Origin of the sequence: Rhizobium sp. BK529 (assembly GCF_014194105.1) — a bacterium.
Taxonomy (GTDB): Bacteria; Pseudomonadota; Alphaproteobacteria; order Rhizobiales; family Rhizobiaceae; genus Rhizobium.
The window spans coordinates 100,439-125,839 of sequence record NZ_JACIAU010000007.1 but is presented as its reverse complement, the minus strand read 5'-3'; the positions used below and the strand labels follow the sequence as shown (position 1 = coordinate 125,839).

At 58.5% G+C, this 25,401-nt stretch carries 29 protein-coding genes; 14 read left to right on the top strand and 15 right to left on the bottom strand.

The genetic code is table 11. The features are described 5' to 3' along the window. The first annotated feature begins 4 nt into the window (after window positions 1–4). The 3 genes from FHX08_RS30115 to FHX08_RS30105 all read left to right on the top strand — a co-directional run bounded on the left by FHX08_RS30115 (window position 5) and on the right by FHX08_RS30105 (window position 2,830). Window positions 5–2,008, top strand: a complete 2,004-nt coding sequence (locus FHX08_RS30115; protein ID WP_132657776.1) for an aldo/keto reductase — start codon at window positions 5–7, stop codon at window positions 2,006–2,008. A gap of 161 nt (window positions 2,009–2,169) precedes the next feature. Then, window positions 2,170–2,391 carry a hypothetical protein gene (locus tag FHX08_RS30110; protein WP_245508384.1) on the top strand — a complete coding sequence of 74 codons (222 nt, stop codon included), beginning with the start codon at window positions 2,170–2,172 and terminating at the stop codon, window positions 2,389–2,391. A 64-nt stretch (window positions 2,392–2,455) separates the two neighbouring features. After that, the gene (locus tag FHX08_RS30105; RefSeq protein WP_132657775.1) at window positions 2,456–2,830 is read left to right on the top strand and encodes a hypothetical protein; all 375 of its coding nucleotides are present in this window, start codon (window positions 2,456–2,458) and stop codon (window positions 2,828–2,830) included. 5 nt (window positions 2,831–2,835) lie between these two features. Here FHX08_RS30105 and FHX08_RS30100 read toward each other — a convergent pair whose 3' ends face one another. Both FHX08_RS30100 and FHX08_RS30095 read right to left on the bottom strand, forming a co-directional pair. After that, a complete protein-coding gene (locus tag FHX08_RS30100) occupies window positions 2,836–3,105 on the bottom strand; it encodes a DUF2934 domain-containing protein (protein WP_132657773.1) in 270 nt (89 codons plus the stop codon). A gap of 231 nt (window positions 3,106–3,336) precedes the next feature. Further along, window positions 3,337–4,110: a siderophore-interacting protein gene (locus FHX08_RS30095; RefSeq protein ID WP_132657836.1), complete on the bottom strand. Its 774-nt coding sequence runs from the start codon at window positions 4,108–4,110 to the stop codon at window positions 3,337–3,339. A 320-nt stretch (window positions 4,111–4,430) separates the two neighbouring features. Between FHX08_RS30095 and FHX08_RS30090 the strand changes: the two genes are divergently transcribed. Next, window positions 4,431–4,694: a DUF982 domain-containing protein gene (locus tag FHX08_RS30090; RefSeq protein WP_132657771.1), complete on the top strand. Its 264-nt coding sequence runs from the start codon at window positions 4,431–4,433 to the stop codon at window positions 4,692–4,694. Window positions 4,695–4,791: 97 nt separating this feature from the next. Continuing rightward, window positions 4,792–5,709: a lytic transglycosylase domain-containing protein gene (locus FHX08_RS30085; protein WP_245508383.1), complete on the top strand. Its 918-nt coding sequence runs from the start codon at window positions 4,792–4,794 to the stop codon at window positions 5,707–5,709. A gap of 415 nt (window positions 5,710–6,124) precedes the next feature. On the opposite strand, the gene FHX08_RS30080 is transcribed toward FHX08_RS30085, so the two are convergent. Beyond that, window positions 6,125–6,271 (bottom strand): DUF1127 domain-containing protein, encoded by a 147-nt coding sequence (locus tag FHX08_RS30080; protein WP_132657769.1) that lies wholly within the window; start codon window positions 6,269–6,271, stop codon window positions 6,125–6,127. 421 nt (window positions 6,272–6,692) lie between these two features. On the opposite strand from FHX08_RS30080, the gene FHX08_RS30075 reads away from it, so the two are divergent. Both FHX08_RS30075 and FHX08_RS30070 read left to right on the top strand, forming a co-directional pair. Then, a complete protein-coding gene (locus FHX08_RS30075; protein WP_165911974.1) occupies window positions 6,693–6,836 on the top strand; it encodes a hypothetical protein in 144 nt (47 codons plus the stop codon). A 79-nt stretch (window positions 6,837–6,915) separates the two neighbouring features. Beyond that, window positions 6,916–7,845: a TIGR03571 family LLM class oxidoreductase gene (locus FHX08_RS30070; RefSeq protein WP_132657768.1), complete on the top strand. Its 930-nt coding sequence runs from the start codon at window positions 6,916–6,918 to the stop codon at window positions 7,843–7,845. Window positions 7,846–7,849: 4 nt separating this feature from the next. On the opposite strand, the gene FHX08_RS30065 is transcribed toward FHX08_RS30070, so the two are convergent. After that, entirely contained in the window at window positions 7,850–8,629 is a 780-nt protein-coding gene (locus FHX08_RS30065) for a DUF1194 domain-containing protein (RefSeq protein WP_132657832.1), read from the bottom strand. Here FHX08_RS30065 and FHX08_RS31985 point away from each other — a divergent pair. Continuing rightward, window positions 8,511–9,107 (top strand): DUF6074 family protein, encoded by a 597-nt coding sequence (locus FHX08_RS31985; RefSeq protein WP_312862222.1) that lies wholly within the window; start codon window positions 8,511–8,513, stop codon window positions 9,105–9,107. The genes FHX08_RS30065 and FHX08_RS31985 overlap by 119 nt on opposite strands. 13 nt (window positions 9,108–9,120) lie before the next feature. Here the strand turns inward: FHX08_RS31985 and FHX08_RS30055 are convergent, their stop codons facing one another. The 3 genes from FHX08_RS30055 to FHX08_RS30045 all read right to left on the bottom strand — a co-directional run bounded on the left by FHX08_RS30055 (window position 9,121) and on the right by FHX08_RS30045 (window position 10,476). Next, window positions 9,121–9,423 carry a hypothetical protein gene (locus FHX08_RS30055; protein WP_132657764.1) on the bottom strand — a complete coding sequence of 101 codons (303 nt, stop codon included), beginning with the start codon at window positions 9,421–9,423 and terminating at the stop codon, window positions 9,121–9,123. 65 nt (window positions 9,424–9,488) lie between these two features. Continuing rightward, window positions 9,489–9,710, bottom strand: coding sequence for a hypothetical protein (locus tag FHX08_RS30050; RefSeq protein ID WP_132657762.1), 222 nt, complete (start codon window positions 9,708–9,710; stop codon window positions 9,489–9,491). A 46-nt stretch (window positions 9,711–9,756) separates the two neighbouring features. Further along, window positions 9,757–10,476 (bottom strand): Crp/Fnr family transcriptional regulator, encoded by a 720-nt coding sequence (locus tag FHX08_RS30045; protein ID WP_132657761.1) that lies wholly within the window; start codon window positions 10,474–10,476, stop codon window positions 9,757–9,759. Window positions 10,477–10,595: 119 nt separating this feature from the next. On the opposite strand from FHX08_RS30045, the gene FHX08_RS30040 reads away from it, so the two are divergent. Beyond that, window positions 10,596–10,829, top strand: coding sequence for a DUF6894 family protein (locus tag FHX08_RS30040; RefSeq protein ID WP_132657831.1), 234 nt, complete (start codon window positions 10,596–10,598; stop codon window positions 10,827–10,829). 273 nt (window positions 10,830–11,102) lie between these two features. Next, window positions 11,103–12,764: an alpha-amylase family protein gene (locus FHX08_RS30035; RefSeq protein WP_132657759.1), complete on the top strand. Its 1,662-nt coding sequence runs from the start codon at window positions 11,103–11,105 to the stop codon at window positions 12,762–12,764. A gap of 71 nt (window positions 12,765–12,835) precedes the next feature. On the opposite strand, the gene FHX08_RS30030 is transcribed toward FHX08_RS30035, so the two are convergent. Together FHX08_RS30030 and FHX08_RS30025 are read right to left on the bottom strand one after the other, a co-directional pair. After that, a complete protein-coding gene (locus tag FHX08_RS30030) occupies window positions 12,836–14,182 on the bottom strand; it encodes a sorbosone dehydrogenase family protein (RefSeq protein WP_132657757.1) in 1,347 nt (448 codons plus the stop codon). Then, a complete protein-coding gene (locus tag FHX08_RS30025; RefSeq protein ID WP_132657755.1) occupies window positions 14,179–14,625 on the bottom strand; it encodes a DUF2231 domain-containing protein in 447 nt (148 codons plus the stop codon). Before FHX08_RS30025 ends, FHX08_RS30030 begins: the two co-directional genes overlap by 4 nt. 154 nt (window positions 14,626–14,779) lie before the next feature. On the opposite strand from FHX08_RS30025, the gene FHX08_RS30020 reads away from it, so the two are divergent. From FHX08_RS30020 to FHX08_RS30010, 3 genes are all read left to right on the top strand, one after another. Next, on the top strand, window positions 14,780–15,961 hold the full coding sequence (locus FHX08_RS30020; protein WP_132657829.1) for an HlyD family secretion protein: 1,182 nt from the start codon (window positions 14,780–14,782) through the stop codon (window positions 15,959–15,961). After that, window positions 15,954–17,564 (top strand): DHA2 family efflux MFS transporter permease subunit, encoded by a 1,611-nt coding sequence (locus FHX08_RS30015; protein ID WP_246698420.1) that lies wholly within the window; start codon window positions 15,954–15,956, stop codon window positions 17,562–17,564. Before FHX08_RS30020 ends, FHX08_RS30015 begins: the two co-directional genes overlap by 8 nt. A gap of 106 nt (window positions 17,565–17,670) precedes the next feature. Next, complete coding sequence (locus FHX08_RS30010) at window positions 17,671–17,862, top strand: hypothetical protein (protein ID WP_132657753.1); 192 nt, start codon at window positions 17,671–17,673, stop codon at window positions 17,860–17,862. 48 nt (window positions 17,863–17,910) lie between these two features. Here the strand turns inward: FHX08_RS30010 and FHX08_RS30005 are convergent, their stop codons facing one another. From FHX08_RS30005 to FHX08_RS29980, 6 genes are all read right to left on the bottom strand, one after another. Continuing rightward, window positions 17,911–18,981 (bottom strand): ABC transporter ATP-binding protein, encoded by a 1,071-nt coding sequence (locus FHX08_RS30005; protein ID WP_132657751.1) that lies wholly within the window; start codon window positions 18,979–18,981, stop codon window positions 17,911–17,913. Continuing rightward, window positions 18,978–19,805 (bottom strand): carbohydrate ABC transporter permease, encoded by an 828-nt coding sequence (locus FHX08_RS30000; RefSeq protein WP_132657750.1) that lies wholly within the window; start codon window positions 19,803–19,805, stop codon window positions 18,978–18,980. The genes FHX08_RS30005 and FHX08_RS30000 overlap by 4 nt, the downstream gene beginning before the upstream one ends. After that, window positions 19,802–20,704, bottom strand: a complete 903-nt coding sequence (locus FHX08_RS29995) for a carbohydrate ABC transporter permease (protein ID WP_184328122.1) — start codon at window positions 20,702–20,704, stop codon at window positions 19,802–19,804. The genes FHX08_RS30000 and FHX08_RS29995 overlap by 4 nt, the downstream gene beginning before the upstream one ends. Window positions 20,705–20,808: 104 nt before the next feature. Then, window positions 20,809–22,041 (bottom strand): ABC transporter substrate-binding protein, encoded by a 1,233-nt coding sequence (locus tag FHX08_RS29990; RefSeq protein WP_132657746.1) that lies wholly within the window; start codon window positions 22,039–22,041, stop codon window positions 20,809–20,811. A gap of 65 nt (window positions 22,042–22,106) precedes the next feature. Continuing rightward, a complete protein-coding gene (locus tag FHX08_RS29985; protein WP_132657745.1) occupies window positions 22,107–23,009 on the bottom strand; it encodes a sugar phosphate isomerase/epimerase family protein in 903 nt (300 codons plus the stop codon). Between the two features lie 11 nt (window positions 23,010–23,020). Further along, the gene (locus FHX08_RS29980) at window positions 23,021–24,055 is read right to left on the bottom strand and encodes a Gfo/Idh/MocA family protein (RefSeq protein ID WP_132657743.1); all 1,035 of its coding nucleotides are present in this window, start codon (window positions 24,053–24,055) and stop codon (window positions 23,021–23,023) included. A 290-nt stretch (window positions 24,056–24,345) separates the two neighbouring features. On the opposite strand from FHX08_RS29980, the gene FHX08_RS29975 reads away from it, so the two are divergent. Continuing rightward, a complete protein-coding gene (locus tag FHX08_RS29975; RefSeq protein ID WP_132657741.1) occupies window positions 24,346–25,386 on the top strand; it encodes a substrate-binding domain-containing protein in 1,041 nt (346 codons plus the stop codon). Window positions 25,387–25,401: the final 15 nt, after the last annotated feature.

Genomic DNA, 25,401 nt, shown 5'->3' with positions numbered 1-25,401 from the left:
AGTCATGACTTCAGATAATCCAATCCGCTGGGGCATCATCGGCCCCGGCACCATCGCCCGCACCTTTGCAGATGGCGTCGCGCATTCACGCACCGGCAAGCTCGTCGCAATTGCCACGCGCAACCCCGACAGGCCGGGACTCGCAGACGGTTTTCCGGGCGCGCGTATTGTCAACGGCTATGAAGCGCTTCTGACCGACACGGATGTCGATGCGATCTATATCGCCACGCCCCACACCGGTCACGCCGAATGGGCCATCAAGGCGATCCGCGCCGGCAAGCATGTGCTGGTCGAAAAGCCGATTGCGCTTTCCGCCTATGACGCGGAGGCAATCTACTACGAGGCCAAAAAGGCTGGTGTCTTTGCCGGCGAAGCCTTCATGTATCGCGTGCATCCGCAGACCGAAAAGCTGATCGAGCTTATCAAGAGCGGCACGATCGATGAAATCCGCATCATCCGCTCCTCGTTCGGCTTCAGCATGGGCACATACAAACCGGAACACCGCCTGTTCGCCAATGACACCGCCGGCGGCGGTATTCTGGATGTCGGCGGTTATCCGGTCTCCATGGCCCGCCTGCTTGCCGGCGCGGCCGCCGGAAAGCCTTTCCTGGAGCCGGAAAATGTCGCTGGCGTCGCGCATCTCGGCCAGTCCGGTGTCGATGAATGGGCGTCAGCCGTACTGAAATTCCCGAACGAGATCATCGCCGAAGTCTCGTGCTCGATCATGGCGCAGCAGGACAATGTCTTGCGCATCATCGGTTCGCAGGGCCGTATCGAAGTCAAGGATTTCTGGTTCGCGTCCGGCCATAAGGGCGGCGTTGGCAAGATCGAGATCTTCAAGAATAACGAGCAGCAGACCGTCGAGGTCAAGGAGGATCGCTGGCTCTACTCCTTCGAGGCGGATGCGGCGGGTGACGCGATCCGCGCCGGCGAGAAGGAGTTCCGCGCGCCCGGGATGAGCTGGGCGGATTCGATCAACAACCTTAAAGTGCTCGACCAGTGGCGCGCTTCGGTTGGCCTCGAATATGGTGTCGAGAAAGCCGCCAAACGCACGCTGAACATCGCAGGCGGGACTGTCCGGCGCGGCAATTCCATTCCGCAGCGCCAGATCCCCGGGATTTCCAAGCCAGCTTCGGTCGTCACCCTCGGCTTCGAATTCTTCCCGAATTTCGCGTCCGCCTCCCTGACCCTCGATACCTTCTACGAAGCGGGCGGCAATGTCTTCGACACCGCCTTCGTCTATGGCGGCGGCAAGACGGAGAGCATATTCGGCGACTGGCACACGAGCCGCAAAGTGCCGCGCGAAGAGATCGTTCTGATCGGCAAGGGCGCCCATTCGCCGCTCTGCTATCCCGATGTTATCGGCAAGCAGCTCGATCAGTCGCTCAACCGCCTGAAGACCGACTATGTCGATATCTACTTCATGCATCGCGACAATACCGATGTGCCGGTCGGCGAATTCGTCGATGCCATGGATGCGGAGGTCAAACGCGGCCGCATCCGCGGCATCTTCGGTGGCTCGAATTGGACGCGCGAGCGTTTCGACGAGGCGATTGCCTATGCGAAGAAGAATGGCAAGTCAGCGCCCGGCGCGCTTTCCAACAACTTCTCACTCGCCGAGATGCTGGATCCCATCTGGGCCGGCTGCGTTGCCGCCTCTGATGATGACTGGAAGAAATGGCTGAACGAGAAGCAAATCCCGAACTTCGCCTGGTCGAGCCAGGGCCGCGGTTTCTTCACAGACCGGGCCGGCCGCGACAAGCGTGACGACGAGGAGATCGTACGCTGCTGGTATTCCGATCGCAACTTCGAGCGGCGTGACCGAGCGATCGAGCTTGCAAAGCAGCTCGGTCGGCATCCGATCCACATCGCGCTTGCCTATGTCATCGCCCAGCCCTTCCCTGTCATCCCGCTGATCGGGCCGCGTACGATCGCCGAACTGGAAGACAGCCTTTCGGCGCTGGATATCCAGCTGACGCCCGAACAGGTGAAGTGGTTGGAAGGCTGATTGCCTTGCACCACCAACGACAATACTGGCGGCAGGTAGACATCTGCCGCCTTTTTGCCGCGTAACGACGTATCGACCGACGACAACTAATCCCTCGGTGTTGCATTCTCGCCATTGCACTCAACCATAGGTCATTTAATGTGGGGCCGCACAGGGAGCGCATGATGACGCGAACGGTTTGGCCAAAGGAAGCTCTGACGTCGGAAGCGATGAACTTTCTCGATGGCATCCACCGGGAATGGTGCCTAGCCGCGCACTGTCGCCGTGACAGTGACCTCGGAATGACAAAGGCAAAAGCGCTCGTCGATTGGTTCGAATTCGGCGTGCGGGATCGCAACGAATTGCTGAGCCTATTGTCGGAAGATTTTTCCGGAGCTGCCTGAGGCCCTATTTGCTTTTGCCGGATCGGCTCTACCTCATTCTGAACGGCATCAGGAGGCAACGCTCTTGCGTAAATATTTAGTATTATTCGGCATTATCTGGTTTCCAGCTGCAGCTTTCGCACAGTCGCCGAATCTCGAAGCGACATGTCAATCAGTCGCCAAAGGCTTCTTCATGAGCGATCAGCTTGCAATCGGCACCGTGCAGTCCTTTCCGGAGCTCAAGCCCCCGGGCGTTCGGATGACCTATTCGACACGAGCCGGGACTGCGCCTGGCGATATGACGGACACTTTCGAATGCGAATTCGACAAGGTCGACAAACCACATCACCTCACCCGCTTCTGCGTGTCGAACACCTGTTATTCGCCAAATGAAGATGATGGTGACCGAAAGCGTCGTTTCGAGGAAGCTCGTATTCTGCTTGAACGGTCAGAGAAGTAATCTACTTATGCGCGACTCGATATGTGCGGGGTTGCTCCGGAAACCCTCCGGCGGCGCGTATGAATATCGCCGCTTTCGCCGGCGCCTTGCAGAAGAGCGGCATCATCGCGATCATCTTCGTCGATCAGCTCCTGCATCGTCTCATGCTCATCGTCCTCGCTGAGTTCGTCGGACGCCTGCAGCCAGTGTCTGAGTGCGGCCCCTTCCGGGCGTCCCTCCTGCTCCCAGATTTCATAGGCGCGTTGACGAATTGCTTCTTCTCTGTCTCTGGCCATCGCATCCTCCCATCGCAGTGTCGCTGGTGCGCGCTCTGGCGTTGGTGCCGCTGGCACCCGTGACACATCTCCTTTTCGGAGAAACACTGGGATTTGAGGGAGGTTCCACGACGTGGCTCGGAACAGATGAAATGGCGAGCAGCCCATGTGGATAAGCATTGTTAGATCGCTCCGGCCGATTGGCGGGAGCGATCTGGAAGGATGTATTGAAAGCCTCAGCCATATCTCGGGTTATTCAAACTTTTCGGTCGTATCCGCCTTACCCTTGACCCAGTAACCTGATGCCTTGATCCAGCTCAGCGGATAGTTACGCTCCTCGACGAGATAGGCACGAATTGCCCGTACCACTGATGCCTCGGCTGCGACCCAGACGAATGTCTGAGCGATGATATCGATCCCCGCCAAAGCAGCAATGAGCGGCTCGGCATTCGTCGTATCAGATAAAGGACGATAGACCCAGCGCGTCTCGAGGGTCGCAGCAGTCTCGAAAGATTGCTCTTCATTGTGGTCGGCGATGGCGGCTATCGCAGTGATGATCGTATTCGCCGAGCTCTCTTCAATGCGCCGGCCGATGGCGGGGAGTGCCGTCTCATCGCCGATCAGAAGCCATCTCTTCACGCCGCCGGAGACCACTGCCGAACCGCGCGGCCCGCCGATTTCGAGCGGCGTACCGGGCCGGGCATCGATCGCCCATTGCGTCACCGGCCCGGCCTCATGCAAGGCGAAGTCGATGGTCAGGCTGCGGGCTGCATTGTCGAAGCGGCGTGGAGTGTAGTCGCGACGCTCTTCCGCACCATCGACGCCGGGCACAATGACCTTGATATGGTCGTCCGGTGCTAGGCTGGTGAAGTCGGCCAGACCGTCGCCTTTCAGCACGATCCGTCGCATGCCGGGCGTAATATCGCTGATGCTTTCAACCGTGAGCGAGCGGCGGCGCAACTCATGGCGGATCCGTTCGACGGTGGGCGCGGGGAGTTGCTGGTTCGTGGATTGCTGGTTATCCATCATGTCCTTCCGGGGCTTCGGGAAACGATCCGCAGGACACAGTCGCGCAGATCGAAGCCGCAAAGCCGTTCGATCATACGCGTTGAGTGACGTTAACGCTTACGTGGCCGGGGCACATCCAGGCCAATGATAGTCTTTCTCTAGTGAAGACGAGGGCAATGCGCAACAAAAAACATGAGTTAGCGCCTCCATTTTAATGCTGCCGGGAACGGAAAATCGACCCGCAACCGTGCAGTTGTCCCCGATACACGAACTTCACAGCCAATCGGTATGGTTCTTGCAACGTTACTAATATCCATGCGTTGGGGAGACCAAGTGTAATGGAATGGAACACATACGAACGCATCCCCCCTCTGGTACTGATGCTGGGTGGCCGGGAAAAATACAGGGTCGTCAGGACACTGAGAGACATCGCCGAAGTCTTGATAACGGACTGGCCGTCTGAGGACGGCGAGGAATATGTCATGGCCGTCAAGGCTTGCGTCGATGCGATCACAGGGCAGATCGACCTCAGCGAGTTGCAAGATGCCATTCGCCGTGCCGCTGCCGAAGCCGGAATAGCGATCCTGACGGTTGTGCATTGAACTCCGTCGATCGCGGATAAACCCGCGGTCGCAATGGAACTTGCCGTCTCGATTGAAAACCGCCACGATATCACGGGGCAGGTTTGGCGATGATGAGATGCGGCTAGGCTTAATGGCGGTGCTGGTTTCTGCTGCATGGGCTGCAATGGCGCCTGCCGCCGGCGCCGCCGAGCCGTCGCCGCCCGAAGGGGCCTGTCTTTATCGGGGTGACGGTGGCGATGGACAAACAGTCTGCATTCGAAAAGATTATTTCAATGCGGATCTCTGTGCGGCCATGGATCATTTCGCAGCGGCCCATAACATTCCCGCGACCTTCTTCGCCCGCCTGATCTGGCGCGAAAGTCTGTTCCGCCCGGAAGCGGTGAGCCCGAAGGGTGCGGAAGGCATTGCGCAGTTCATGCCGGGTACCGCTCGTTTGAGAGCGTTGGAAAACAGCTTCGATGTCGTTCAGGCGCTGAAGGCCTCTTCCAGTTATCTCGACGAACTCAGGCTTCGCTTCGGCAATCTCGGACTTGCTGCCGCTGCCTATAATGCCGGGGAGTCCGGTCTCAACCGTTTTCTCTCCTCTGGCCGCCTGCCGATCGAGACCCGCGATTATGTTTTCGCAATTACCGGCCGGACCGTGGAAACCTGGCGGGATAGCCCTCCGGAGACCGCCGCTCCCGACCTGCGGGACGGCATGCCGTTCCGGGAGGCATGCGTGGCGCTCGCCGAGACGCGGCAGATGAACGAGCCCGTTCTGACCGGATCGGCGGACTGGGCGCCATGGGGCGTACAGCTTGCCGCCCACTACAATCCGTCCGTCGCAGACAGGCTCTTCACGATATCGGTGGCAAAGCTTCCGGACCCGCTGAACGCGGAGCGCGCGGTGATCGTACGGCAGAGAGGTGGAAATTTCGGATACCGGCCGCGCTACGCAGCGAGAATCGGCCGGGAGACACGCGCAGAGGCGACCAAGCTCTGCGGCACCATACGCGCTGCCGGTGTCGCTTGCACAGTCTTTAGAAATCTCTGATCGTGAGATCGGGCCCGGCTCGACCTATCTGACTGGTAAGGGAACGCCACCGGAGCCATAAGAGACCATTCAGATCCGGATGGCCGAGGCGATGACGGTTAATTTTTGCAAAAAATAAGGCGCCTGCCGAGGGAGGAAATCCGGCAGACGCCTTCTTATGACGCGTGGCGGCGGGAGGAGGATGCCGCCACATTGACGCTGGCTCGGGAGGAGGTAAGCCGCGTCTCGGACGAAGCGACGAGGGAGGAGTTTCATCGCTTCGTTAAAACAACATGTAGGCTGAGCCTTGCCATTCTTCTAGGCACATATTTGCAGGGCTGCCATGCACTATGCGTCAGACGAATGGCTCGACAAACGAAAAACGCGCCCGACTTTGAAAGGTCGAGCGCGTTTTTTGGTTCACGTGGATGCCGTCTTAGCGGCCGATAGCGGCGCGTGCAACTTCGCGGATATCACCACGTGCAATACCGAGGTCGTTAAGCTCGCGGCTCGACATACGGCCAAGTTCATTAACGGTTTGACGGTACTTACGCCAGTTGTTGAAAGTGCGTGCGATGCTCATTTTAGTCCCCTTTCCGTGGGTCTAGCGACCAGCTGCCAGTCAGCGGCGCTTCGTTCGCTTTGATGACCAATATATAATATGAGGCTGCGAGAATGAGTAGCGTCCAGACTACAGCTCACCTATGCACCCAGCGCATAACGAAGGCAGATGGCCGCCCCCCAATTCGGAGCCAGCCCCTATCTATGAGTATAGTTGAAGCAAGACCGCCCGAACCCCAAATTAACTCTAGAATTTTCAATGCGGTTAGGGACATCCGATGTCTAGTTCAGTCTGCGAAACCTACCCTGGAATATGCAAGAAATCCCGCGTCGCCTATCCTCGCCCTACCCGTCTCTTTCATCCTGCAAACGACAACAGCCCCACAGCCGCGCGACCACATGTCGTTCTCCCCGCGGCATCTCTGACATCTGTCGGCAATCCCATGTCGCTCATCGAAGCTGGATCGATAATCTCGATGCTGGGGCTGCTCATTTTTGCGGCCCGCGAGGAGATCGTGGCAGCTGCCCCCGCGCTTGCTTTTGCTCTCGACCAGTTTTTGGCAAGCGCGCCGGTCGCCCTCTGGTAGCACCAGCGACAGCATTTTCCGCTATTGCAAACCTCGCGCAGATCACCCACGTGCAGTCAGGCAACGCGGGAAACGGTTGATGCTCTTCCAAGATTCACAGCTGACGATCGGTATCATTCTTCCCTTGCAGGCGCGGCGACGGCGGGACATCGATTTCGGCCTTCAGATGGAGCTTGTCCGTCGCGCCGATGAGCTTGGTTTTGCGGCCATCTGGGTCCGAGATGTCCCTTTGAACAGTTCGGCCTATCCCGATCCCATCGGCCACTCCGATCCCTGGGTTCTGCTTGGTGCGCTCGCAGCGTCTACACGATCGATCACTTTGGCGACCGGCTCGATCGTCCTGCCGCTGCGCCATCCCCTGCATATCGCCAAGGCGGCTCTTTCGATCGACGTGCTCTCGTCGGGCAGGTTCGTTCTTGGGCTCGGCTCCGGCGATCGCCCATCTGAATTTTCAGCATTTGGCCGCCATGTCGAGGACCGCCGAGAATTGTTTCGAAAGAATTGGGCGGCCCTCAGTGACGCTCTCGACGGTCGCGTTGGCTCGCAGACAGACGAGGACCAATTTGAGATCCGTCCACGCAGTGGCCGCCACGTTCCATTGATCGCAGTCGGCTCATCCTCGCAGTCGCTCGAATGGATCGCCAGAAACGCCGAAGCCTGGATGACCTATCACCGTCCGCTTGTCGCACAGAAGGACCGGATCGCGCTGTGGCATCGGGCCGTGCAGCGCACAACCAGCGAATTCCGCGGAATGGGTCAAGCCATGGCGCTCGAACTCATCGATACACCCGTCGATCGTCTCGATGACATCGATCTCGGGTATCGGACGGGGCCGAATGGATTGCTTGCCGCTCTTGTGACCCTTCGCCAGCTTGGTGTGCATCACGTCGCGTTCAATCTTGCTGTCGAAGACGACAAAGCGCTCTCCGACCTTGAAATCATCGCGAAAGAGGTTCTGCCTCGGCTGGAACAGACAGCGCCTCTGACCGCAAGTTCGAAATCGGGATAGGTGTTCAGCGGTCGAAGAGGTTCTGCCACAGCTTCTCACCGACAAGGCAGTCCGTTGTCGGCTGATTGGCTGCGATTTTGCGGACCTGCGCTGGGGGTTCAAGGCCGCTGATTTCCCAAACCAACTTCCGGCGAACGGCGACGGCGAAATCCTCGATCTTGTGAACCGGCAATACAAAGGAGCCGGGGCCGCCGATGACGCAATCGGCATAGTATTTATCAAGCCCCTCCGGCACCTCGGATGGCCGCAGCATGATCGCAAGGCCGTTGATGACGGCTCCCGTCCCCAGGGCCGTATCGCGGGCAGGCGTGACGGGATCGCCGGAATTATTGGGGCCGTCGCCGGAAACGTCGATCACTTCGCGATTGCTCCTATAGGGGCTGATTGCCAGCATCGAAACACCTTGAACGATCGCCGCCGATATGGACGTGCGGCGCTGCGTGGCGATCGGCCTCGCTTCCAGTTTGTCAGCGAACTCCAACGCATCCTTCTGCGTCTCGATCACCTGCCAGTCGATGACGGAACCTGGGACGACATAGCCTGCCCACTCGAAATAGCTGATGGCGATCCGGCCGGTAAGGCCACCTTTGACGGCATCCAGGAACTCCTTGTGCCTGAGCGCCTCGACATAGCCCTCGCGCTGTATGCGAACCTCTTCATAGTCCATGGAGCGGGAGGTATCGACGGCCAGCACCAGTTCGACATCGACCTCGTTCTGGCTTGATTGCGCGATCGTGGCGGCAGCACCGGACAGGCTCGCGAGCATCGCAAGTGTTGTCAGCATCATCAGTGTCCCATCACTGCGTTACGGTGAGAACTTTAACATAGCTTGCCGCAGTCGCGATGGATGCCAGAGCGTCCATTGTCAACTTTCGGTGATGGACAATCCAGCAGTGCCGACCGTCCGCCGCGACGGGGCACGACACCATAGTTATTCGAGGCTGGCCTTCACCACTTGTGAAGAACTCATCGCCACTCTGCGGAATACTTGGCGATTCGCCCAAAATCACGGAGAAAGCATGACGCTACTGCAGTTTCCAGCCGACCGACGCACTGCCGATATCAGGCGCTGCAGCGAGGCACTACAGACCCTTCACGGAGAGGCCGCAAACCGCTTCTGGAGGTCAGAAATGGCCAGTTTTGCGGCTAACCTGAAAGCCCAAGGCTGCAGCGAGCACGAAATCTCGCAGCAGGCAGCTTTGTTCATGCATGCCGTGCAGATGGAACTTCAGGCCGCTTACGCCACCGCCGCCGAGCAATAACGCCTTCACTGCGCTATTTGGGAAACCTGTTGTAGAAGGATTGCGGGTCATAAACGCACTCGTAATCGAGCACACACATTTCCCCGTTGGCGGCACGTATTCTGGCCACGTCATATTTGTCACCTAAACGGCATCGTGCCGGCGGAGACCGGAAGCTCCGCCCACCGAGCCCCATGCGAACAAAGACGGCCTTTTTCTGCTGGATAATCTGCGCCAGCTCACGGCAAGAATGCTCGCGGGCGTTAACCTCCACGGCCTCGACGGCAAAGGCTGCCGTGGGAAGCAGAACAGCGGCCGCTAAAACCAAACTTCTCATAAGATCTCCCGATGCGAGCGAGACGGCCAAACCAGATCGGTCTATCCACATTGAAGGCATGCGCTTCAGATCTTGCCACGCGTCGCAAAAACCAGAGTTTTAAGTCGTTCTTCGTCGTGGACGCCCTGGCGGTAGAGCTCGATTATGATCGCAGCCGAATGGCCGACCTCGCCATCGTCATCGGCAAGCCTGAATTCGGCCTTCACAGCATCCAACACTTTCTGGCATGCGGCGAGATCATCCGATGTCAACGCTTCGTCGCGAGGCCTGATGTAACGCGTGATCATGATGCATTCCCATGTTGGACACCATACGTCGTCAACAACGACATTTCTAGCGCGCTTCGATTGACAGCGACAGATATCCGGCGTCAAAGCCGGCAATCTTCTGCAGCTTGTCCCAGTCCACAATGGTAATCACTCTCCCCTCCCAGGTGAACGCCTTCTCCTTCCGAAGCGATTGCAGCGTCTTGTTCAGATGAACCAGGGAAACACCGAGGACATCCGCCATGGCATTCTGCGTCAATGGCAGCTGAAAGCTTGGCCCATTCGTTCTGCGCACCGTACGAAGCCGTACGTAAAGCTCACAAATGAGATGGGCGAGATGCGCCTTCTTTGAACGGCGCCCCATGGCAACAATCCATTCACGATGTACCGCCCCGTCGACCAGTGTATCGAGCCACAGCAGGCGCGTCAGATGCGGATTGGTGTCGGTTATCGCCTTCAATTCCTGGTGATCCACCGAGGCAATACGACAGTTTGATACCGCCAGAATGCCGTGGTCCACCACTTTCAGCGGAAAGGCATGCAGATCAACGAAGTCGCCGGCAACCTGCAGCGCGGTGATCTGCCGGGTGCCGTCCTCCAGGACCTTATATCGGGCGGCAAATCCGTCGAGCAGCAGGGTAGAATGAGTGGGCCGGCTTCCTTCGGAGACAAGGTCTTCTCCAGCACCCACGAATCTTTCACGGCCGACGATTGAGCGCAGGAGCTCGATCTCCGCTGTGGAAAGCACGTCGTGACTTTCGAGATTGAGGAGAAGCGGCTCGATCAAGAATGGCTCTCCCCGTTCAAACTGGAAGCTGAAAAACGATGACTTCCCAACAAGCTAGGTGAATGGAACAATTTGGACGGCCGGCACTTCATGATGAAATATTTCAATGGGGTGAGCAAATGGCCAGATACTTCTTTGACCTTCACAATGGCGACGGCCTGATCCGGGACAATGAAGGAATGGAACTTGCATCACGAGTCGAGGTGCTCAGGGAAATCGCACGAATCCTAGTGGATATCGCGCGCGATGAGCTGCCAGCCGGAGAGAGGGCGATCATATCGCTGACAGTCCGGTCCGAAGAGCGGCCGATTTCTATCGCAAGCCTGGCTTTCTCGAATGAGTGGCTGGATTGATTCCGCCCCAAAAGAAGCCGCCTAACTTGTAAATAGCTGATCGATCTTGCCAAATTCACGCTCCCCTGACATCGCATGCATTGATGATGCATGCGGCGGGACCATAGCGGGCAGTCTATTCGCCAGCATTTAAATTTGACACAACCGGCCGTCACCCCTCGAGATGTCCGAAGCCGGTTCGTAGCCGGTGAGCTTGGCCAGCAACCGGCATTTACGCGGCGCCGGGAACAATCTTTTGACGCCGACCTTTCGCTCCGAAGCAGGGAGAAGGCGATGATAAACGACCTCTGGTACAAGAATGCCGTAATCTACTGTCTGTCGGTAGAAACGTTCATGGACGCAAATGGCGATGGCATTGGTGATTTTCAGGGACTCATGCGTCGCCTCGACTATCTTGCAGGTCTCGGTATCACTGCAGTTTGGCTAATGCCGTTCCAGGCGTCTCCCGGAAAAGATGACGGCTACGACATCTCCGACTATTACAATGTCGATCCGCGCTACGGCACGCTCGGTGACTTCGTCGAATTCACGCACGGCGCCAACCAGCGCGGCATCCGCGTATTGATCGACCTTGTGGTCAACCACACGTCCGATCAGCATCCGTGGTTTCAGGAGGCGCGACGAAATCCGGCATCCCGCTATCGCGACTGGTATGTCTGGTCCGAGCAAAAGCCTGAGAATGCCGATCAAGGCATGGTGTTTCCGGGAGTGCAGAAATCCACCTGGACCTACGATGAGGCCGCAAAGGCCTATTACTTCCACCGCTTCTACGATTGCCAGCCGGATCTCAACACCGCCAACCCGCATGTCCAGGCCGAAATCCTGAAGATCATGGGATTCTGGATCCAGCTCGGCGTCTCCGGCTTCAGAATGGACGCCGTCCCCTTCATCATTGCCAAGAAGGGAGCGGCTGTGAAGAAGCCGGCGGAGCAATTCGACATGCTGAGAACCTTCCGCGAATTCCTGCAGTGGCGGCAGGGCGATTCCATCATCCTGGCCGAGGCCAATGTCCTGCCGGAAACTGATCTCGATTATTTCGGCGAAGATGGCGACCGTATGCAGATGATGTTCAATTTCCAGGTCAATCAGGCGCTTTTTTATGCGCTGGCAACCGCAGACACCGGTCCGCTCGTCAAAGCCATGGAAAAGACGCGCGCCCGGCCGCAAACGGCGCAATGGGGTCTGTTCCTGCGGAACCACGATGAGCTCGATCTTGGGCGACTGAGCGAAAAACAGCGCCAGGCGGTGTTCGCCGCCTTTGGACCGGACAAATCCATGCAGCTTTACGACCGCGGCATCCGGCGCCGGCTGGCGCCGATGCTCAAGGACAGCGCCCCGCACATTCGTATGGCCTACAGTCTGATGTTTTCGCTGCCGGGAACGCCCGTTCTTCGCTACGGCGACGAGATCGCTATGGGCGATGACTTGTCGCTGCCTGAGCGCAATTGCGCCCGCACGCCGATGCAATGGTCAAGAGAGCCCAATGCGGGCTTCACCAAACACGATAAACCTGTCCTGCCGGTCATTACGAAAGGCCCTTACGGATACCAGCACGTGAACGTTGCGGCGCAACGGCGCGATCCGCAGTCAATGCTGAACTGGACAGAGCGCCTGATCCGCATGCGCAAGGAGGCGCCGGAGATCGGCTGGGGTGACTTTACCTGCCTCGATGCCGGCGACCCGGGCGTGCTCGCCATCCGGTACGATTGGCGAAACAATGCCGTGCTGATCGTCCACAATCTCCATTCGAAGCCCGTGGAAGTTGAAATCGATCCTGATGTCGGCGAACAAGGGCACTTGTTGATCGACATCGCCGATGGCGACAACAGCGAAGCCGACGATCGCGGCAAACATTGCCTGCTCCTGGAGCCCTATGCCTATAGGTGGTTCAGGATCGGGGGACTGGATTATCTGCTGCGGCGAACCGAGATCTGAGGGCTGGCAGGCAGATCGCCCACCTCCACACGGCAAGGCCGGCGTCAAGAGGAACGGTCGGCACGCGCGGCCTACTTCGCGGCGGTCACGCGCCAAACCGTGTTGCCGACATCGTCGGCGATCAACAGGCCGCCGGCCTTGTCGACTGCCAGACCGACCGGCCTGCCATGCGTCTGGTCGTCCCCTTGTAGAAAGCCTGTGACGATGTCCTGCGGTTTCCCGCTCGGCTTGCCATTCTGGAATGGTACGAAAACGACCTTGTAGCCATTGAATTCATAGCGGTTCCAGCTGCCATGTTCGCCGACGAACGCGCCGCCCTTATATTGCGCTGGCAGATTGTCGGCGGTGTAGAAGACCATGCCAAGCGGCGCCACATGCGAACTCAGGGAGTAATCGGGGACGATGGCCTTCGCCACGAGATCTGGCCTCTGCGGCATGACGCGTGGATCGATATTCTGACCGAAATAGCTATATGGCCAACCATAAAAGCCGCTATCTTTGACTGAGGTCATATAGTCAGGAACGAGATTCGGACCAAGTTCGTCGCGTTCATTGACGACCGTCCAGAGCGCATGTGTCTGTGGCTCCCAACTGAGGCCATTGGGATTACGCAGGCCGTTGGCAAAAATCCTGAAGCTGCCGGTCTGCCGGTCGACTTCTAGGATAGCGGCCCGGTTCTTTTCCGCCTCAATGCCGTTTTCCGTGATGTTGCTGTTTGAGCCGACGCCGGCATAGAGCTTGTTGCCGTCTTCGCTGGCGACGAGGCTCTTCGTCCAATGATGGTCGATCGGCCCGCCGGGGAGTTCGGTCAGCACGGTGCCGGGCTCGGTTATCTTCGTCTCGCCCTCCTGATAGGGATAGTGCCTGATGGCATCGGTATCGGCGACATAGAGTTCATTGCCGACAAGTGCCACGCCGAAGGGCGAATTGAGATGGTCGAGGAAGGTCTCCTTGACTTCGGCGATCCCATCGCCATCGGCATCGCGCAGCAGGGTAATGCGGTTGCTTCCCTCGTTGCTGGAGCCACCGCCCGAGGTCGCCATGGATTCTATCCAGCCCATGATCAGATCCTTGGGCCGCTTGATCGACGCGGCAGGCGGCGCAATGGATTCGACCGCCAGCACATCGCCGTTTGGCAGGACATAGACCGAGCGCGGATGTTTCAGCCCCGTCGCCAGCGCCTTGATCTGCAACCCATCGGCGACTTTCGGCGTTTCGCCCTCCTTCCATCCGATCACCGAGGCGACGTGCATCGGCGGTACGAGATATTGGGCCTGTTCCGGCAGTTTGGGATTGGGGCCGATTTCGCTCGCCGGGTCGGGCTCATTGTCGCTGCAGCCAGCGAGAAGCGCGCCGCTGCTGCAGAGCAGGATCAGCGCCAACGCATTGCAACGGAATAAAGCAAGGGAGCGGCTCATTGTTCGAGACCTCCTGTGCGCTGGCGCAAAATGGCCCAGCCGAAGCAAGCATTGATCACGATCAGTACGGCTGCAACGATCGAGAGGGTCAGCCCCGTCGGCACGACCGAGGTCCATGCGTCGCGGCTGTGTATGAAGGCGTTGAAGAGCGACGCTACAAAGGCGGCGATGTTGCCGATGATATAGAGCCAGCCCAAACCGCCCAGGAGAAGTCGCCCGCTGAAGATGTCGATGAGGACGGCAATCGCCGCCAGAGCGCCGAGCAGCAATCCGAAGGTGAGAAGCCAGGAGGAAAAGTTCGTCCACATCATTTCGGCTGTCCGCCAGTAGGCAATGTCGGTCAGAAGCGCGCCAACAAGGCAGGCGGCGGAAAAATGGAGCGGAACCGAACGCAGAGGTGGCGCTACGATTGCAACGTAAGAGCGCGTGGTCGTGTAGGTCATGGTGTAATCCGTAAAGCTTTGCCGGGCGCTTGCCTAACCACTACCACTGGAAATTGTTCCGGGTATGCGAATTGAAAAAGCGGCCGTCCCCGGGGCTTGCGGCATTTTGACCGGAACCGAAGCCGATGATCCGGCGTTGGTCTCCGGTTTCAAGATGAAAGTTTTTGCCGTGCCCCAAAACCAGCGCGCCGCCGCCAGGCAACAGCAACCTTCCGCTCCCGCAACAGACGAAGCCCCGGTCAAAGAGGCAGAAAACACTGCCGAGAAGGACCAGGAGAAGGAAAAGCGACCCTCTGTCATCAGGCGTCATCCGATCGCCGCTCTTCTCATTGTTCTTGCGCTGATTGCCCTTGCTGCCGCCGGCTACCTGGTCTGGCTTATCTATTTCCATCCCTATGAAACGACGGATGATGCGTTCGTCGATGCGCGCAGCTTCTCCGTCGCGGCCAAGATCTCGGGTTACGTGTCGGAGATTCCCGTCTCCGATAACCAGCATGTCGATGCCGGAACGGTGATCGCCAAGATCGACCCGCGCGACTACCAGATCGCGCTCGATCAGGCGCGTAGCCAGATAGACGTCGCAAAGGCTGCCATTTCGAGCGCCGAAGCTCAGATCGCCGCTGCAGCGGCGGCAATCGACGAGGCCAAGGCGCAGCTGGCATCGGCAGAGGCCGCCCTTCAATATGCCAAGGACGAGAACAACAGGCAGCAGCAACTGGTCAAAAGCGGTGCGGGCTCCGAGCAGGCAGCCCAGCAGGCAATGTCTACCTTGCGGCAGAACGAGGCGAGCACCGCTCAGGCCCAGGCAAGCGTTACCTCAGCCATCAAGAACAAGGCGGCTGCCGAAGCGCAGAGGGCAAGTGCTGTCGCCAGCCTGCATCAGGCGGAAGCCCAGGTCGAAACTGCAGAGCAGAATCTCAGCTATACGACGATCACGGCCGCACAGCCCGGCCGTGTCGTGAAGCTCAGCGGCTCGAAAGGCCAGTATGTTCAGGCGGGGCAGGCCGTCTCGATGTTCGTGCCAGATGAGATCTGGGTGACGGCCAATTTCAAGGAAACCCAGTTGACGGATATGCGGCCGGGTCAGCCCGTCGATGTGACGATCGACGCATATCCGGATCACGTCCTTCGCGGCCGTGTGGATTCTGTCCAGCCCGGTTCGGGCACGGCCTTCTCGCTTCTTCCCGCGGAAAACGCGACCGGCAATTTTGTGAAGGTAACCCAACGCGTGCCGGTCAAGATCGTTATCGACAGTTGGCCGAAGGATGTGGCGATCGGTCCCGGCATGTCTGTGGTTCCGACGGTAACCGTGCGGCCGAGGAACCGAGATGAGTGATGCCACGACAGCCGATGGCATGCCGGCATCAGGTGCGCGCGTCGCCAATCCGTGGCTGATTGCCCTGGTCGTCTCACTTGCAACCTTCATGGAAGTTTTGGATACGACGATTGCCAATGTGGCGTTGCGCTATATCTCCGGCGGTCTTGCCGTCAGCGCCGACGAGGCTTCATGGGTCGTCACGACCTATCTCGTCTCCAATGCCATCATTCTCGTCGCCAGCAGCTTCATTGCCAAGCGTTACGGTAGACGGCGCTTCTACCTTTTGTGCCTTGCCACCTTCACCATTGCCTCCATCTGCTGCGGCCTTGCCTGGAACCTCGAATCCCTGCTGATTTTCCGCATGATACAGGGCTTTGCAGGCGGCGGGATGGTACCGATCTCCCAGTCGATCCTCGCCGATTCCTTTCCGCCATCGAAGCGCAGCCAGGCTTTTGCCCTGTTCGGCGTCGCCGTTGTCGTCGCCCCCGTAGTCGGCCCGACGCTCGGCGGCTACCTCTCTGACAATTTCTCCTGGCACTGGTGCTTCCTGATCAACGGACCGGTCGGCCTCTTCGCTTTCATCCTCGTCTACGTCCTGGTGAACGAGCCGGATTCACTGCGTCAGGAGCGGGCGAGGATGCGCCGGCAAGGCGTGCGTTTCGATATTGTCGGCTTCCTGATGGTTGCCACCTTTCTCGGGGCGCTCGAATTGGTTCTTGATCGTGGCCAGACGGAAGACTGGTTCGGCTCGAACTTCATCATAGCCGCGACGGCGATCTGCGTTGCAGCTTTTCTTCTCGCGATTCCCTGGCTGATGAACGCGGCCAATCCTATCGTCGACGTCCGCCTGCTGGCAAGCCGGCAATTCGGCTCCTGTTTCATGGTCATGCTGGCGACGGGCGCGATCCTAATCGCCACGACCCAATTCATTCCATTGGTTCTGCAACAGAATTTCGGCTACACGGCGACCTGGGCCGGCCTTGCGCTGTCGCCTGGCGGCCTCGTCACGATGTTCATGATGTTCGTGGCCGGACGGATCTCCAATAAGTTCCAGCCGAAATACCTGATCGCCATCGGCACAGCGATCATTGCTGCCGCCATGTACGACATGACGCGCCTCAATGGCGACTTGAACTTCGGCTTCTTCGTCTGGTCGCGCATCTATCTCGGCCTCGGCCTGCCGCTGATCTTCATCCCGATGACCGCAGCCTCCTACGATGGCCTGAGGCCCGACCAGACGGACCAGGCGTCGGCCCTCATCAATGCGGCGCGCAATACGGGTGGTTCGATCGGCGTTGCGATTGCCTCAAACGTGCTTGCCCATCGCGAACAGTGGCATCAGAACCGATTGATTGAACATGTCATTCCCTCCGACCCTGCCTACAATTATGCGCTGCAGGGAGCGACGCAGTATTTTGCCGACAAGGGGGCAGGAACGGTGGACGTGCAATCGCAGGCTATGGGCTGGATAGGACAGCAGGTGCAGATCCAGGCGAGTTATCTTGCCTATATCGACGTTTTCCACACGCTCATGTGGCTGTCGCTCGCGGTCCTGCCGCTGGCCTTCATCCTGCGCAAGATCAATCTTGACGAAGGGTCAGGTGGCCCGGCTGGACATTAATCCGACCTCTCGCTCCGCGCGTTTTACCATCCCCCAATCTGGGGGTTCATTCGAATCGCCGCATATACTATGATTGAAATGTGATATTCACACGAGACAGGTACTGATGACCCCAGAAATGTCTGGCTTTGAGTGCACGCGCGGCAATAGCGCATCGGGCAAACTCAAGCTCTCAAGCAAACTCCCCTATTTCCTCGTTGCGGGTCTTGCAGTGGCGGTGTGGGCAAACTCAAGCGAACAGCCGCATGAGACCGAACTGGCAGCGCAGCAAGCCGCGCCGCCTTCGCTTGCACGATAAAACGATCGCAAGTAGACCCTGCCAGGATTGGTCTGGCAGGAGTCGGATTTAAATTCTTACACCGCTCGTCTCATCGAAAAGATGCACCTGCGCCGGATCTACCGTTACGCCGATTGTCTGGCCCGGTTGAGCCGTTCCTCTACCCGTTTCGACAATCGTCAGTTCCGGCGTCGTCGCGGCGGTGATGAAGGTCGAGGAACCCGTGGATTCGACCACTGCAACCGGTACATCAAAGCTCCCCTGCCCCTGAGTGGTGATATCGATATGCTCCGGCCTGATACCTGCGGTAACCTTGCGGCCGGGCTGAACCTGATGGTCGATGGCAATCCGCTGCCTGACCGCGCCGAGATCGAGCGTCAGGCTCTTGCCATCCTCATCTGCAATCGCGGGAATGAAGTTCATCGCGGGCGAGCCAATGAAGCCGGCGACGAACTTATTGGCGGGCTTGTCGTAAAGGTCGAGCGGCCGGCCCTGCTGCTCAATGATGCCTTCGCGCATGACGACGACGTGATCGGCCATCGTCATGGCCTCGATCTGGTCATGCGTGACATAGACAGAGGTCGCATGCAGGCGATCGTGCAGGGCCCGGATTTCCTTGCGCATATGGACACGCAACGCCGCATCGAGATTCGACAATGGCTCATCGAACAGGAAGGCTTTCGGATGGCGGATGATGGCACGGCTCATGGCGACACGCTGGCGTTGGCCTCCCGATAGTTCACGCGGATAGCGCTTCAGGAGATGCGAGAGACCGGTGGTGGCCGCGACCTCTTCGGCAGCCTTCTTCGCTTCGGCCTTAGCGACACCACGCATGCGCAGGCTGTAGGTGAGATTTTCCTCGACTGTCATATGCGGGTAGAGCGCGTAGGACTGAAACACCATGGCAACGTCGCGCTTGCGCGGCGGAACGCCATTCATCAATTCGCCGGCAATTTTCAGGCTGCCGTCGGAAATCGTTTCCAGGCCGGCCAGTGAACGCAGCAGGGTAGACTTTCCGCAACCGGAAGGGCCGACCAGCGCAACGAACGTGCCTTTGGCGATGGAAAGATCGATATTCTTTAGCGCGTGGAAAGCGCCGTAATATTTGTTGACGCCGGCAAGCTCGATCTGAGCGGTCATTTGAGGGCTCCTGAGGTGAGGCCGGATACGATGCGGCGCTGCAAAAGAACGAAGATGGCGAGGATCGGCGTCACATACATCGTCGCGTAGGCCATGATGTTGTTCCACTCGTTGGTGTTCGGACCCATGAAGGAATTGAGCCCGACGCTTGCCGGCTGAAGCTCGGCCGCCTGAATCATCGACTTGGAATAGACGAACTCGCCAAACGCCTGCATGAAGATGAGAATAGCACTGACCAGAATGCCGTTACGGGCAAGCGGCAGCACGATGTTAAAGAAGGCGCCGACACGCGAGTTGCCGTCGACAAGGGCCGCCTCTTCCAGTTCCATCGGGACCGCCATGAAGGTGGCGCGAACCAGCACCACGAAGAAAGGCATGCTCTTTGCGGCAATGGCGATGATGACGGCGAGCCGCGGATAGTTCAGCATCCCGATCTGCGAGAATCCGACGAAGATCGGCGTAATCATCAGCGAGGCAGGCAGAACCTGCAGCATGAGGATGAGAAAGAGGCCGATATCCACCCAGATATTGCGGTAGCGCGCCAGCACATAGGCACAGCCGACGCCGAGTGCAGTGATGATGACCACCGCGCCGATCGCGATCACCAGCGAATTCCAAAGATAACGCCCCATGTCCCGGCTTTCCCAGACGTAGGCATAAGTACCCCACTGCGGAGAGGCGGGCCAAAAGCTCGGCGGAGTGGCAAACATCTCCGAGCCGCTTTTCAGCGCGGTAATATACATCCAGTAGAGCGGGAACAGGTAGATCGCCGCCATGATGATGGCGATCACGAGCATCAGGCGATTGCGTGCAGTCTCGCTCATCCGCGCACCTCGTGGCGGGTCGAGCGCACGTAAACCACAGAGGCGACCATCACGAAGACGATCATGATGACGGAAATGGTCGCGCCCTTGGCGAAGTCATATTGGCGGAAAGACAAATCCCAGGCCCAGTATTGCGTGACGTTGGAGGAGTTGTTCGGCCCGCCGGACGTGATGGCGGCAAAGAGGTCGAACTGCTGCAGCGTGAAGATCAGGCCGAGCGCGATGATGGCGCCAATGGTGGAGCGCATCATCGGCAGGGTTATCGTCCAGAACCGCTGCCAGGCCGTGGCACCATCAAGTTCGGCTGCCTCATAGAGATCGACGGGAATGCCGGAGAGGCCAACGGACAGCAGGATCATGTTGAAAGAGGTGCCGAGCCAGATATTGGCGATGATGACGGCGTAGAGCGAATAGTGCGGATCCGAGCGCCAGAAGATATTGCCGGAGATGATGCCGCTTTCCTTCAGGATGAAGTTCAGCACCCCGAAATCGCCCGAGAGGATCCAGTTCCAGATCGCGCCGACGACGAGGCCGGGCATGACCCAGGAGACGAGGAAGAGACCACGCAGCCAGGAAGCACCGGGGAAATTGACCCAGAAGAACAGAGCCAGGCCGAAACCGATCAGGAACTGTCCGGCAATGGAGCCGACGACGAATATCGCCGTATTGTAAAGGATCGGCAGCGTCTCCGGCTGCGCGAAAAGATCCACGTAATTCTTGAAGCCCACCCAGGGGCGCGAGAAGGTGCCGAGGCTGAACATGTCAACCTCCTGAAAGCTCATCACCACATTGTAGATGAGCGGCAGGCCTGCCATCAGGAACAAAAAACCGAGCGGAAAGGCGACAAGCACGATATCGAAACCGCGGCCATCCCTGATGCTGGAAAAGGTCCTTCTCATGGGTCCTCCAATGCTCCGAACGGGGCTGCCTTGGCCGATGCCTGAGCAGCCCCTGCCGGGAGGAAAAGGGAGATGGCCATCAGGCCATCCGGTGACGCGGAAGATCAGCCAAGAACTGCCTTGATCTTGTCGGCAGCCTGATCAAGCGCATCCTTCGGGCTCATTTGGCCGGTCAGCGCGGCCTGAATGGCGTCTTGGATAGCCTTGGAGATCTTCGGCCACTGCGGATGCGGGCCGCGCGGTTTGGCGTATTTCAGCTGCTCGAGGAAGACCTTCAGCGCAGCATCCTTCAGCGGTTGGCCGGTTTCCGGGATCGAGATGTCGGAGCGGGCCGGAAGCTGGCCGAAGTTCTTGAACATCTTGTCGTCCTGCGAGGCGAAATATTCGAGCGCCTTGAAGGCTTCGGCCGGGTGCTTGCTGGTCGAGAAGATCGCCCAGTTGAAGTCGCCCATTGCCGAAGAGCGCTCTGCACCCTCCTTCGGAACCGGCAGCAGCGTGACGCCCCAGTCGAACTTGGCTTCCTGCACCATGCGGTCCAGCTCCCAAGGGCCGGAAATTGCCATGGCGGCGTTGCCGGAATTGAAGGTACCGGTCGAATCCCACTGACCACGCGTCAGCGTATCGGGCGAGGCGAGTTTCTCGTCCATGATCGTCTTCCAGATTTCGAGCGCCTTGACCGCACCGTCGGCATTGATGTGCTCGTAGCTGCCGCCGCCCATTTGCGCCCAGGGCAGGAACTGGAAGGTGCCTTCCTCATTGGCCTTGGCCGAAAAGGCAAGGCCATAGACGTTCTTGGCCGGATCGGTGAGCTTGCGGGCATCCTCGACGAGTTCGTCCCAGGTCTGCGGCGGCTTGTTCGGATCGAGCCCCTTCGCCTTGAACATGTCCTTGTTGTAGTAGAGCGCGATTGTGTTCGTCGCCTTCGGCACGCCGAAATACTTGCCGTCCCATTCGACCGATTTCAACGGTCCGGGGAAGTAGTTTTCGGGTTTGATGACCTTCGAGTTCTTGATCATATCGGTGAGATCAAGAAAGGCGCCGCGCGATGAAAACAGCGCATGTTCGGGATTGTCGACAGCGATGATATCGGGCGCCTGGCCGGTGGCATAGGCGCGCATCGCTTCGGTAACGACGTCATCGAACTGGATCAGGCGATATTCGATGGTGATGCCATTGTGCTGGTCGTTGAATTCCTTGACCAGGTTCGGAGCCGGCTGGGTGTCCTTGTCCAGCGACCAGAGCGTCAGCTTGACGTCTTCCGCCTTGGCCGACAAGCCGAAGAGCGAGACGCCTGCGAGCGCCAGCGCGCCCAGAATTACCGATTTGCGGATAGCCATAGTTCTCCTCCTTTGTGGTTATCCATTAAATGGCCGGCGATTTCCTCCACGCCGACCATATTCGCTCATACCGGATCGACGACGAAATCGCCGCCCCGAGCATGTTTGAGGTGGTTCAGCGCGTAGACCTGCCCGGTCATTTCGAGGGCGTCACGATAGACCGGGTCATGCCAGCCTTCGATGTCGATGGAACCGGACCAACCCGCAAGCCGGAGTTCGGAGATGATGTCGGTCCAGTTGCTGTCGCCGAAACCCGGCGTGCGCATGAAGACGAACTTCTCTTTGCCGAAAATGCCATGTTCCTTGATGACATCCCAACGGATGGTCGCATCCTTGCCGTGGACGTGGAATATCTTACTCGCCCATTTGCGGATCTGCGGCAGCGGCTCGATCAGATAGACCATCTGATGGCACGGCTCCCATTCCAGGCCGATATTGTCGTCGGGCGTCTCGTTGAAGATCAGCTCCCAGGCATCGGGATTGTGAGCAATGTTCCAGTCGCCGGTCGCCCAGTTGCCATCCATGGCGCAATTTTCGAAGGCGATTTTGATGCCCTTGTCGGCGGCGCGCTTGGCGAGCTCGCTCCAGATCTGTTTGTAACGCGGCAGGCTGTCAGTCAGCGGCTTGTTGCGGATGCGGCCGGTGAAGCCTGCGACGCAGGTGGCGCCAAAGTGATGCGCGTTGTCGATGCAATCCTTCCAGCCTTGCAATGTCTGCAGGTCCATCTCGGTCTCCTCGAGCGGATTGCCGAACATGCCGAGCGTTGAAATGGTGATGTCCCGGTCGCCGATCGCGTCCACGCTGCGCTTGCCGAGTTCGGCAAGATCCTGGCCGTTGGTCGTCTGCCAGAAGAAGGGCTCGAAACTCTCGAAACCCATATCGGCGATCTGGGCGATGCGTTTGTCAGCGCCGCCCTTCGAGGCGCTGACCATGGTTCCGATACGAATGGCTTTGGCGGGATTGCTCACATCATCTATCCTTATGCTGAAATTTCAACGCGACGCCCGGTCCTGGCGCTTTCGATCGCGCCGAAGACCATGGCGAGGCTTCTGATATTGTCGGAGCTGACCGTCTCCGGCCGCGTGCCGGTACGTATCGCTTCAATGAAACTCGCGATCACGCTGGCATGCCCATGCGTGTCCTCTTCGCGCTCAGGCGCGGGAACCTCAACGGGTGAAAAACCACGAAGCAGGCCCGGCTCATTGCCGGAAACCGCTGCTTTGAAGCCATCGGCGCCGTCCCAGGTCAGCATTCCCTTCGAGCCGACGATACGCCACTGGCTTTCCCAACTCGTGCGCTCACCTTCGGCACACCAGGAGCCGCGATAGGTGAAGACGACATCGTCCGAGAATTCGAAAGTGGCATTGGCCGAGGCGCCATGCCGATACCAAGAGCCCTTGGGGTTACGCTCGACGCAGTAGACGGCGAGCGGCTTTTTGCCAGCCACATAGCGGGCAGCGTCGAAAGTATGGATCGCCATGTCGAGAAGCAGGACATTGTCCATCTCTTCGCGGAAGCCGCCAAAATGGGGAGCAATGAAGAAATCACAATGTATGCCGGTCAGTTCACCGATCGCCCCGCTTTCGACGAAACGGCGCAGGCGTCGGACGCCGGAGATGAAGCGGCGGTTCTGAATGATCGCATGGATTTTGCCAGTTTCGGCGGCGAGATCGATTAGCGCCGCCCCTTCTGCAAGCGAAGTCGCCATCGGTTTTTCAGAGAGCACATGGCAGCCGGCCTTCATGGCCGTCGAGACGATATTGAAACGAGCGGTCGGAATAACGACGTCGAAAACGATGTCTGCTTTGGTTTCAGCGATGACGGTGGCGAGATCAGTGCCGACCCGAGCCGCGCTCAAACCGAATTCCTCGGCGAGCGTTTCGGCAGCTGCCGGATTGACGTCGACCAGGCCGACGATCTCGATCGTCTCGGCAAGATCAGGCGTTTCCTTGATAGCACGCAGCCAACCTTTAGACATAGCTCCGCACCCGCACAGAACGGCATTCAATTTCACGATTTCCTCCAAGGGTGCGTCTCAGTTTCCTCCCGAAACGCCTTCCGTAAACGTTTACGATCCTAAGCGGAAACGTTTACTGCTGTCAATGGCTGGCTGTTTTAGTCAGCTGTTGCGAAAAATCGCAATGACGACGGGCGGTTAGGCCGAAACCTTCGGCGATGCAGCAACAAAAATTTTTGAATCTCGCGTAAAATGGCATCTCCGCTTCACGCCAGATGCTTTCCGTAAACGTTTTCCCATGGCAATAAGATGGGATGATCCGCATTCCTGAAGAAAGATCGCCTCAGATGAAAGGTATTCGTCAGCTCGCAAAACATCTCGATATATCGATCGGGACGGTCTCGCGCGCGCTGAATGGTAAGGCGGATGTCAACGAAGAGACGCGCAAGCGCGTGCTAGCGGCCGCCGAAGAATTCGGCTACGTCGCCAACCAATCCGGTCGCAGTCTTCGGCAAGGGACGACCAATGTTATCGGCCTGATGATCGAAACCAGCAAGGAAACAGTCGAAAACAGTGACAACTTCTTTCTCGGCGTGACGGGTGGGCTGCAGAGCGTGCTCTCCCGCCACAATCTCGATCTCGTCATGCTCCCCTGCCCAAGCGACGAAGACCCCTACGAATACCTCAAGCGCATGGTGGCACGACGCGTCGTCGATGCAATGATCATCTCCGCCACACAACGGATCGACAAGCGCATCGATCTGCTCGTCAAGGCCAAGATCCCCTTCGTGACACTCGGCCGCAGCTCTTCCGGCGGCAACAACTACACCTGGATCGATCTGGACTTCGAAGGCGTCGCGACCTGCGCCGTCGACCGCCTCGTCGCCAAAGGGCATCGCCGCATCGCGATCGCGGCGCCGTCGAGCGAAATCAATCTCGGCTATGTCTTCGTGGATGCCTATCGAAAGGCTCTGGAAAAGCACGGGATCAAATATGATCCGGAGCTGGTGATCCGCGTGAAATCCAGCGAACAGGGTGGCTATCAAGCCGGCGATGAACTGCTGTCGATCGACGACAGGCCGACCGCCATCATCCTGATCTACGAACTCATGGCGATCGGCCTCTACCGCCGCCTGGTCGAAGCCGGTATCGTGCCAGGCCGCGACCTTGCCGTCATCGGCTTCCGAGAAGAACCGCGTGCAAAATTCCTGCAGCCGACGCTCACCTGCTTCCGCATGTCTCTACGCGACCTCGGGGCCGAACTCGCCGAAACCTTGCTTGCAAGCATGCCTGCTTATTCGGAGATCTACCGTAACGGCGTACGCAACCGGATTTGGCCACTAGAGCTTGCCCCCGGCGAGAGCGATGCTTTCAGTCTGAGAGGCTAACCCATACTCACCATC

Coding starts and splice junctions, on each gene's coding strand:
- FHX08_RS30115 (WP_132657776.1), top strand. CDS start 5: ATGACTTCAGATAATCCAATCCGCTGGGGCATCATCGGCCCCGGCACC.
- FHX08_RS30110 (WP_245508384.1), top strand. CDS start 2,170: ATGATGACGCGAACGGTTTGGCCAAAGGAAGCTCTGACGTCGGAAGCG.
- FHX08_RS30100 (WP_132657773.1), bottom strand. CDS start 3,105: ATGGCCAGAGACAGAGAAGAAGCAATTCGTCAACGCGCCTATGAAATC.
- FHX08_RS30095 (WP_132657836.1), bottom strand. CDS start 4,110: ATGGATAACCAGCAATCCACGAACCAGCAACTCCCCGCGCCCACCGTC.
- FHX08_RS30090 (WP_132657771.1), top strand. CDS start 4,431: ATGGAATGGAACACATACGAACGCATCCCCCCTCTGGTACTGATGCTG.
- FHX08_RS30085 (WP_245508383.1), top strand. CDS start 4,792: ATGCGGCTAGGCTTAATGGCGGTGCTGGTTTCTGCTGCATGGGCTGCA.
- FHX08_RS30080 (WP_132657769.1), bottom strand. CDS start 6,271: ATGAGCATCGCACGCACTTTCAACAACTGGCGTAAGTACCGTCAAACC.
- FHX08_RS30075 (WP_165911974.1), top strand. CDS start 6,693: ATGTCGCTCATCGAAGCTGGATCGATAATCTCGATGCTGGGGCTGCTC.
- FHX08_RS30070 (WP_132657768.1), top strand. CDS start 6,916: ATGCTCTTCCAAGATTCACAGCTGACGATCGGTATCATTCTTCCCTTG.
- FHX08_RS31985 (WP_312862222.1), top strand. CDS start 8,511: ATGGAGCGGGAGGTATCGACGGCCAGCACCAGTTCGACATCGACCTCG.
- FHX08_RS30065 (WP_132657832.1), bottom strand. CDS start 8,629: ATGCTGACAACACTTGCGATGCTCGCGAGCCTGTCCGGTGCTGCCGCC.
- FHX08_RS30055 (WP_132657764.1), bottom strand. CDS start 9,423: ATGAGAAGTTTGGTTTTAGCGGCCGCTGTTCTGCTTCCCACGGCAGCC.
- FHX08_RS30050 (WP_132657762.1), bottom strand. CDS start 9,710: ATGATCACGCGTTACATCAGGCCTCGCGACGAAGCGTTGACATCGGAT.
- FHX08_RS30040 (WP_132657831.1), top strand. CDS start 10,596: ATGGCCAGATACTTCTTTGACCTTCACAATGGCGACGGCCTGATCCGG.
- FHX08_RS30035 (WP_132657759.1), top strand. CDS start 11,103: ATGATAAACGACCTCTGGTACAAGAATGCCGTAATCTACTGTCTGTCG.
- FHX08_RS30030 (WP_132657757.1), bottom strand. CDS start 14,182: ATGAGCCGCTCCCTTGCTTTATTCCGTTGCAATGCGTTGGCGCTGATC.
- FHX08_RS30025 (WP_132657755.1), bottom strand. CDS start 14,625: ATGACCTACACGACCACGCGCTCTTACGTTGCAATCGTAGCGCCACCT.
- FHX08_RS30020 (WP_132657829.1), top strand. CDS start 14,780: ATGAAAGTTTTTGCCGTGCCCCAAAACCAGCGCGCCGCCGCCAGGCAA.
- FHX08_RS30015 (WP_246698420.1), top strand. CDS start 15,954: ATGAGTGATGCCACGACAGCCGATGGCATGCCGGCATCAGGTGCGCGC.
- FHX08_RS30010 (WP_132657753.1), top strand. CDS start 17,671: ATGACCCCAGAAATGTCTGGCTTTGAGTGCACGCGCGGCAATAGCGCA.
- FHX08_RS30005 (WP_132657751.1), bottom strand. CDS start 18,981: ATGACCGCTCAGATCGAGCTTGCCGGCGTCAACAAATATTACGGCGCT.
- FHX08_RS30000 (WP_132657750.1), bottom strand. CDS start 19,805: ATGAGCGAGACTGCACGCAATCGCCTGATGCTCGTGATCGCCATCATC.
- FHX08_RS29995 (WP_184328122.1), bottom strand. CDS start 20,704: ATGAGAAGGACCTTTTCCAGCATCAGGGATGGCCGCGGTTTCGATATC.
- FHX08_RS29990 (WP_132657746.1), bottom strand. CDS start 22,041: ATGGCTATCCGCAAATCGGTAATTCTGGGCGCGCTGGCGCTCGCAGGC.
- FHX08_RS29975 (WP_132657741.1), top strand. CDS start 24,346: ATGAAAGGTATTCGTCAGCTCGCAAAACATCTCGATATATCGATCGGG.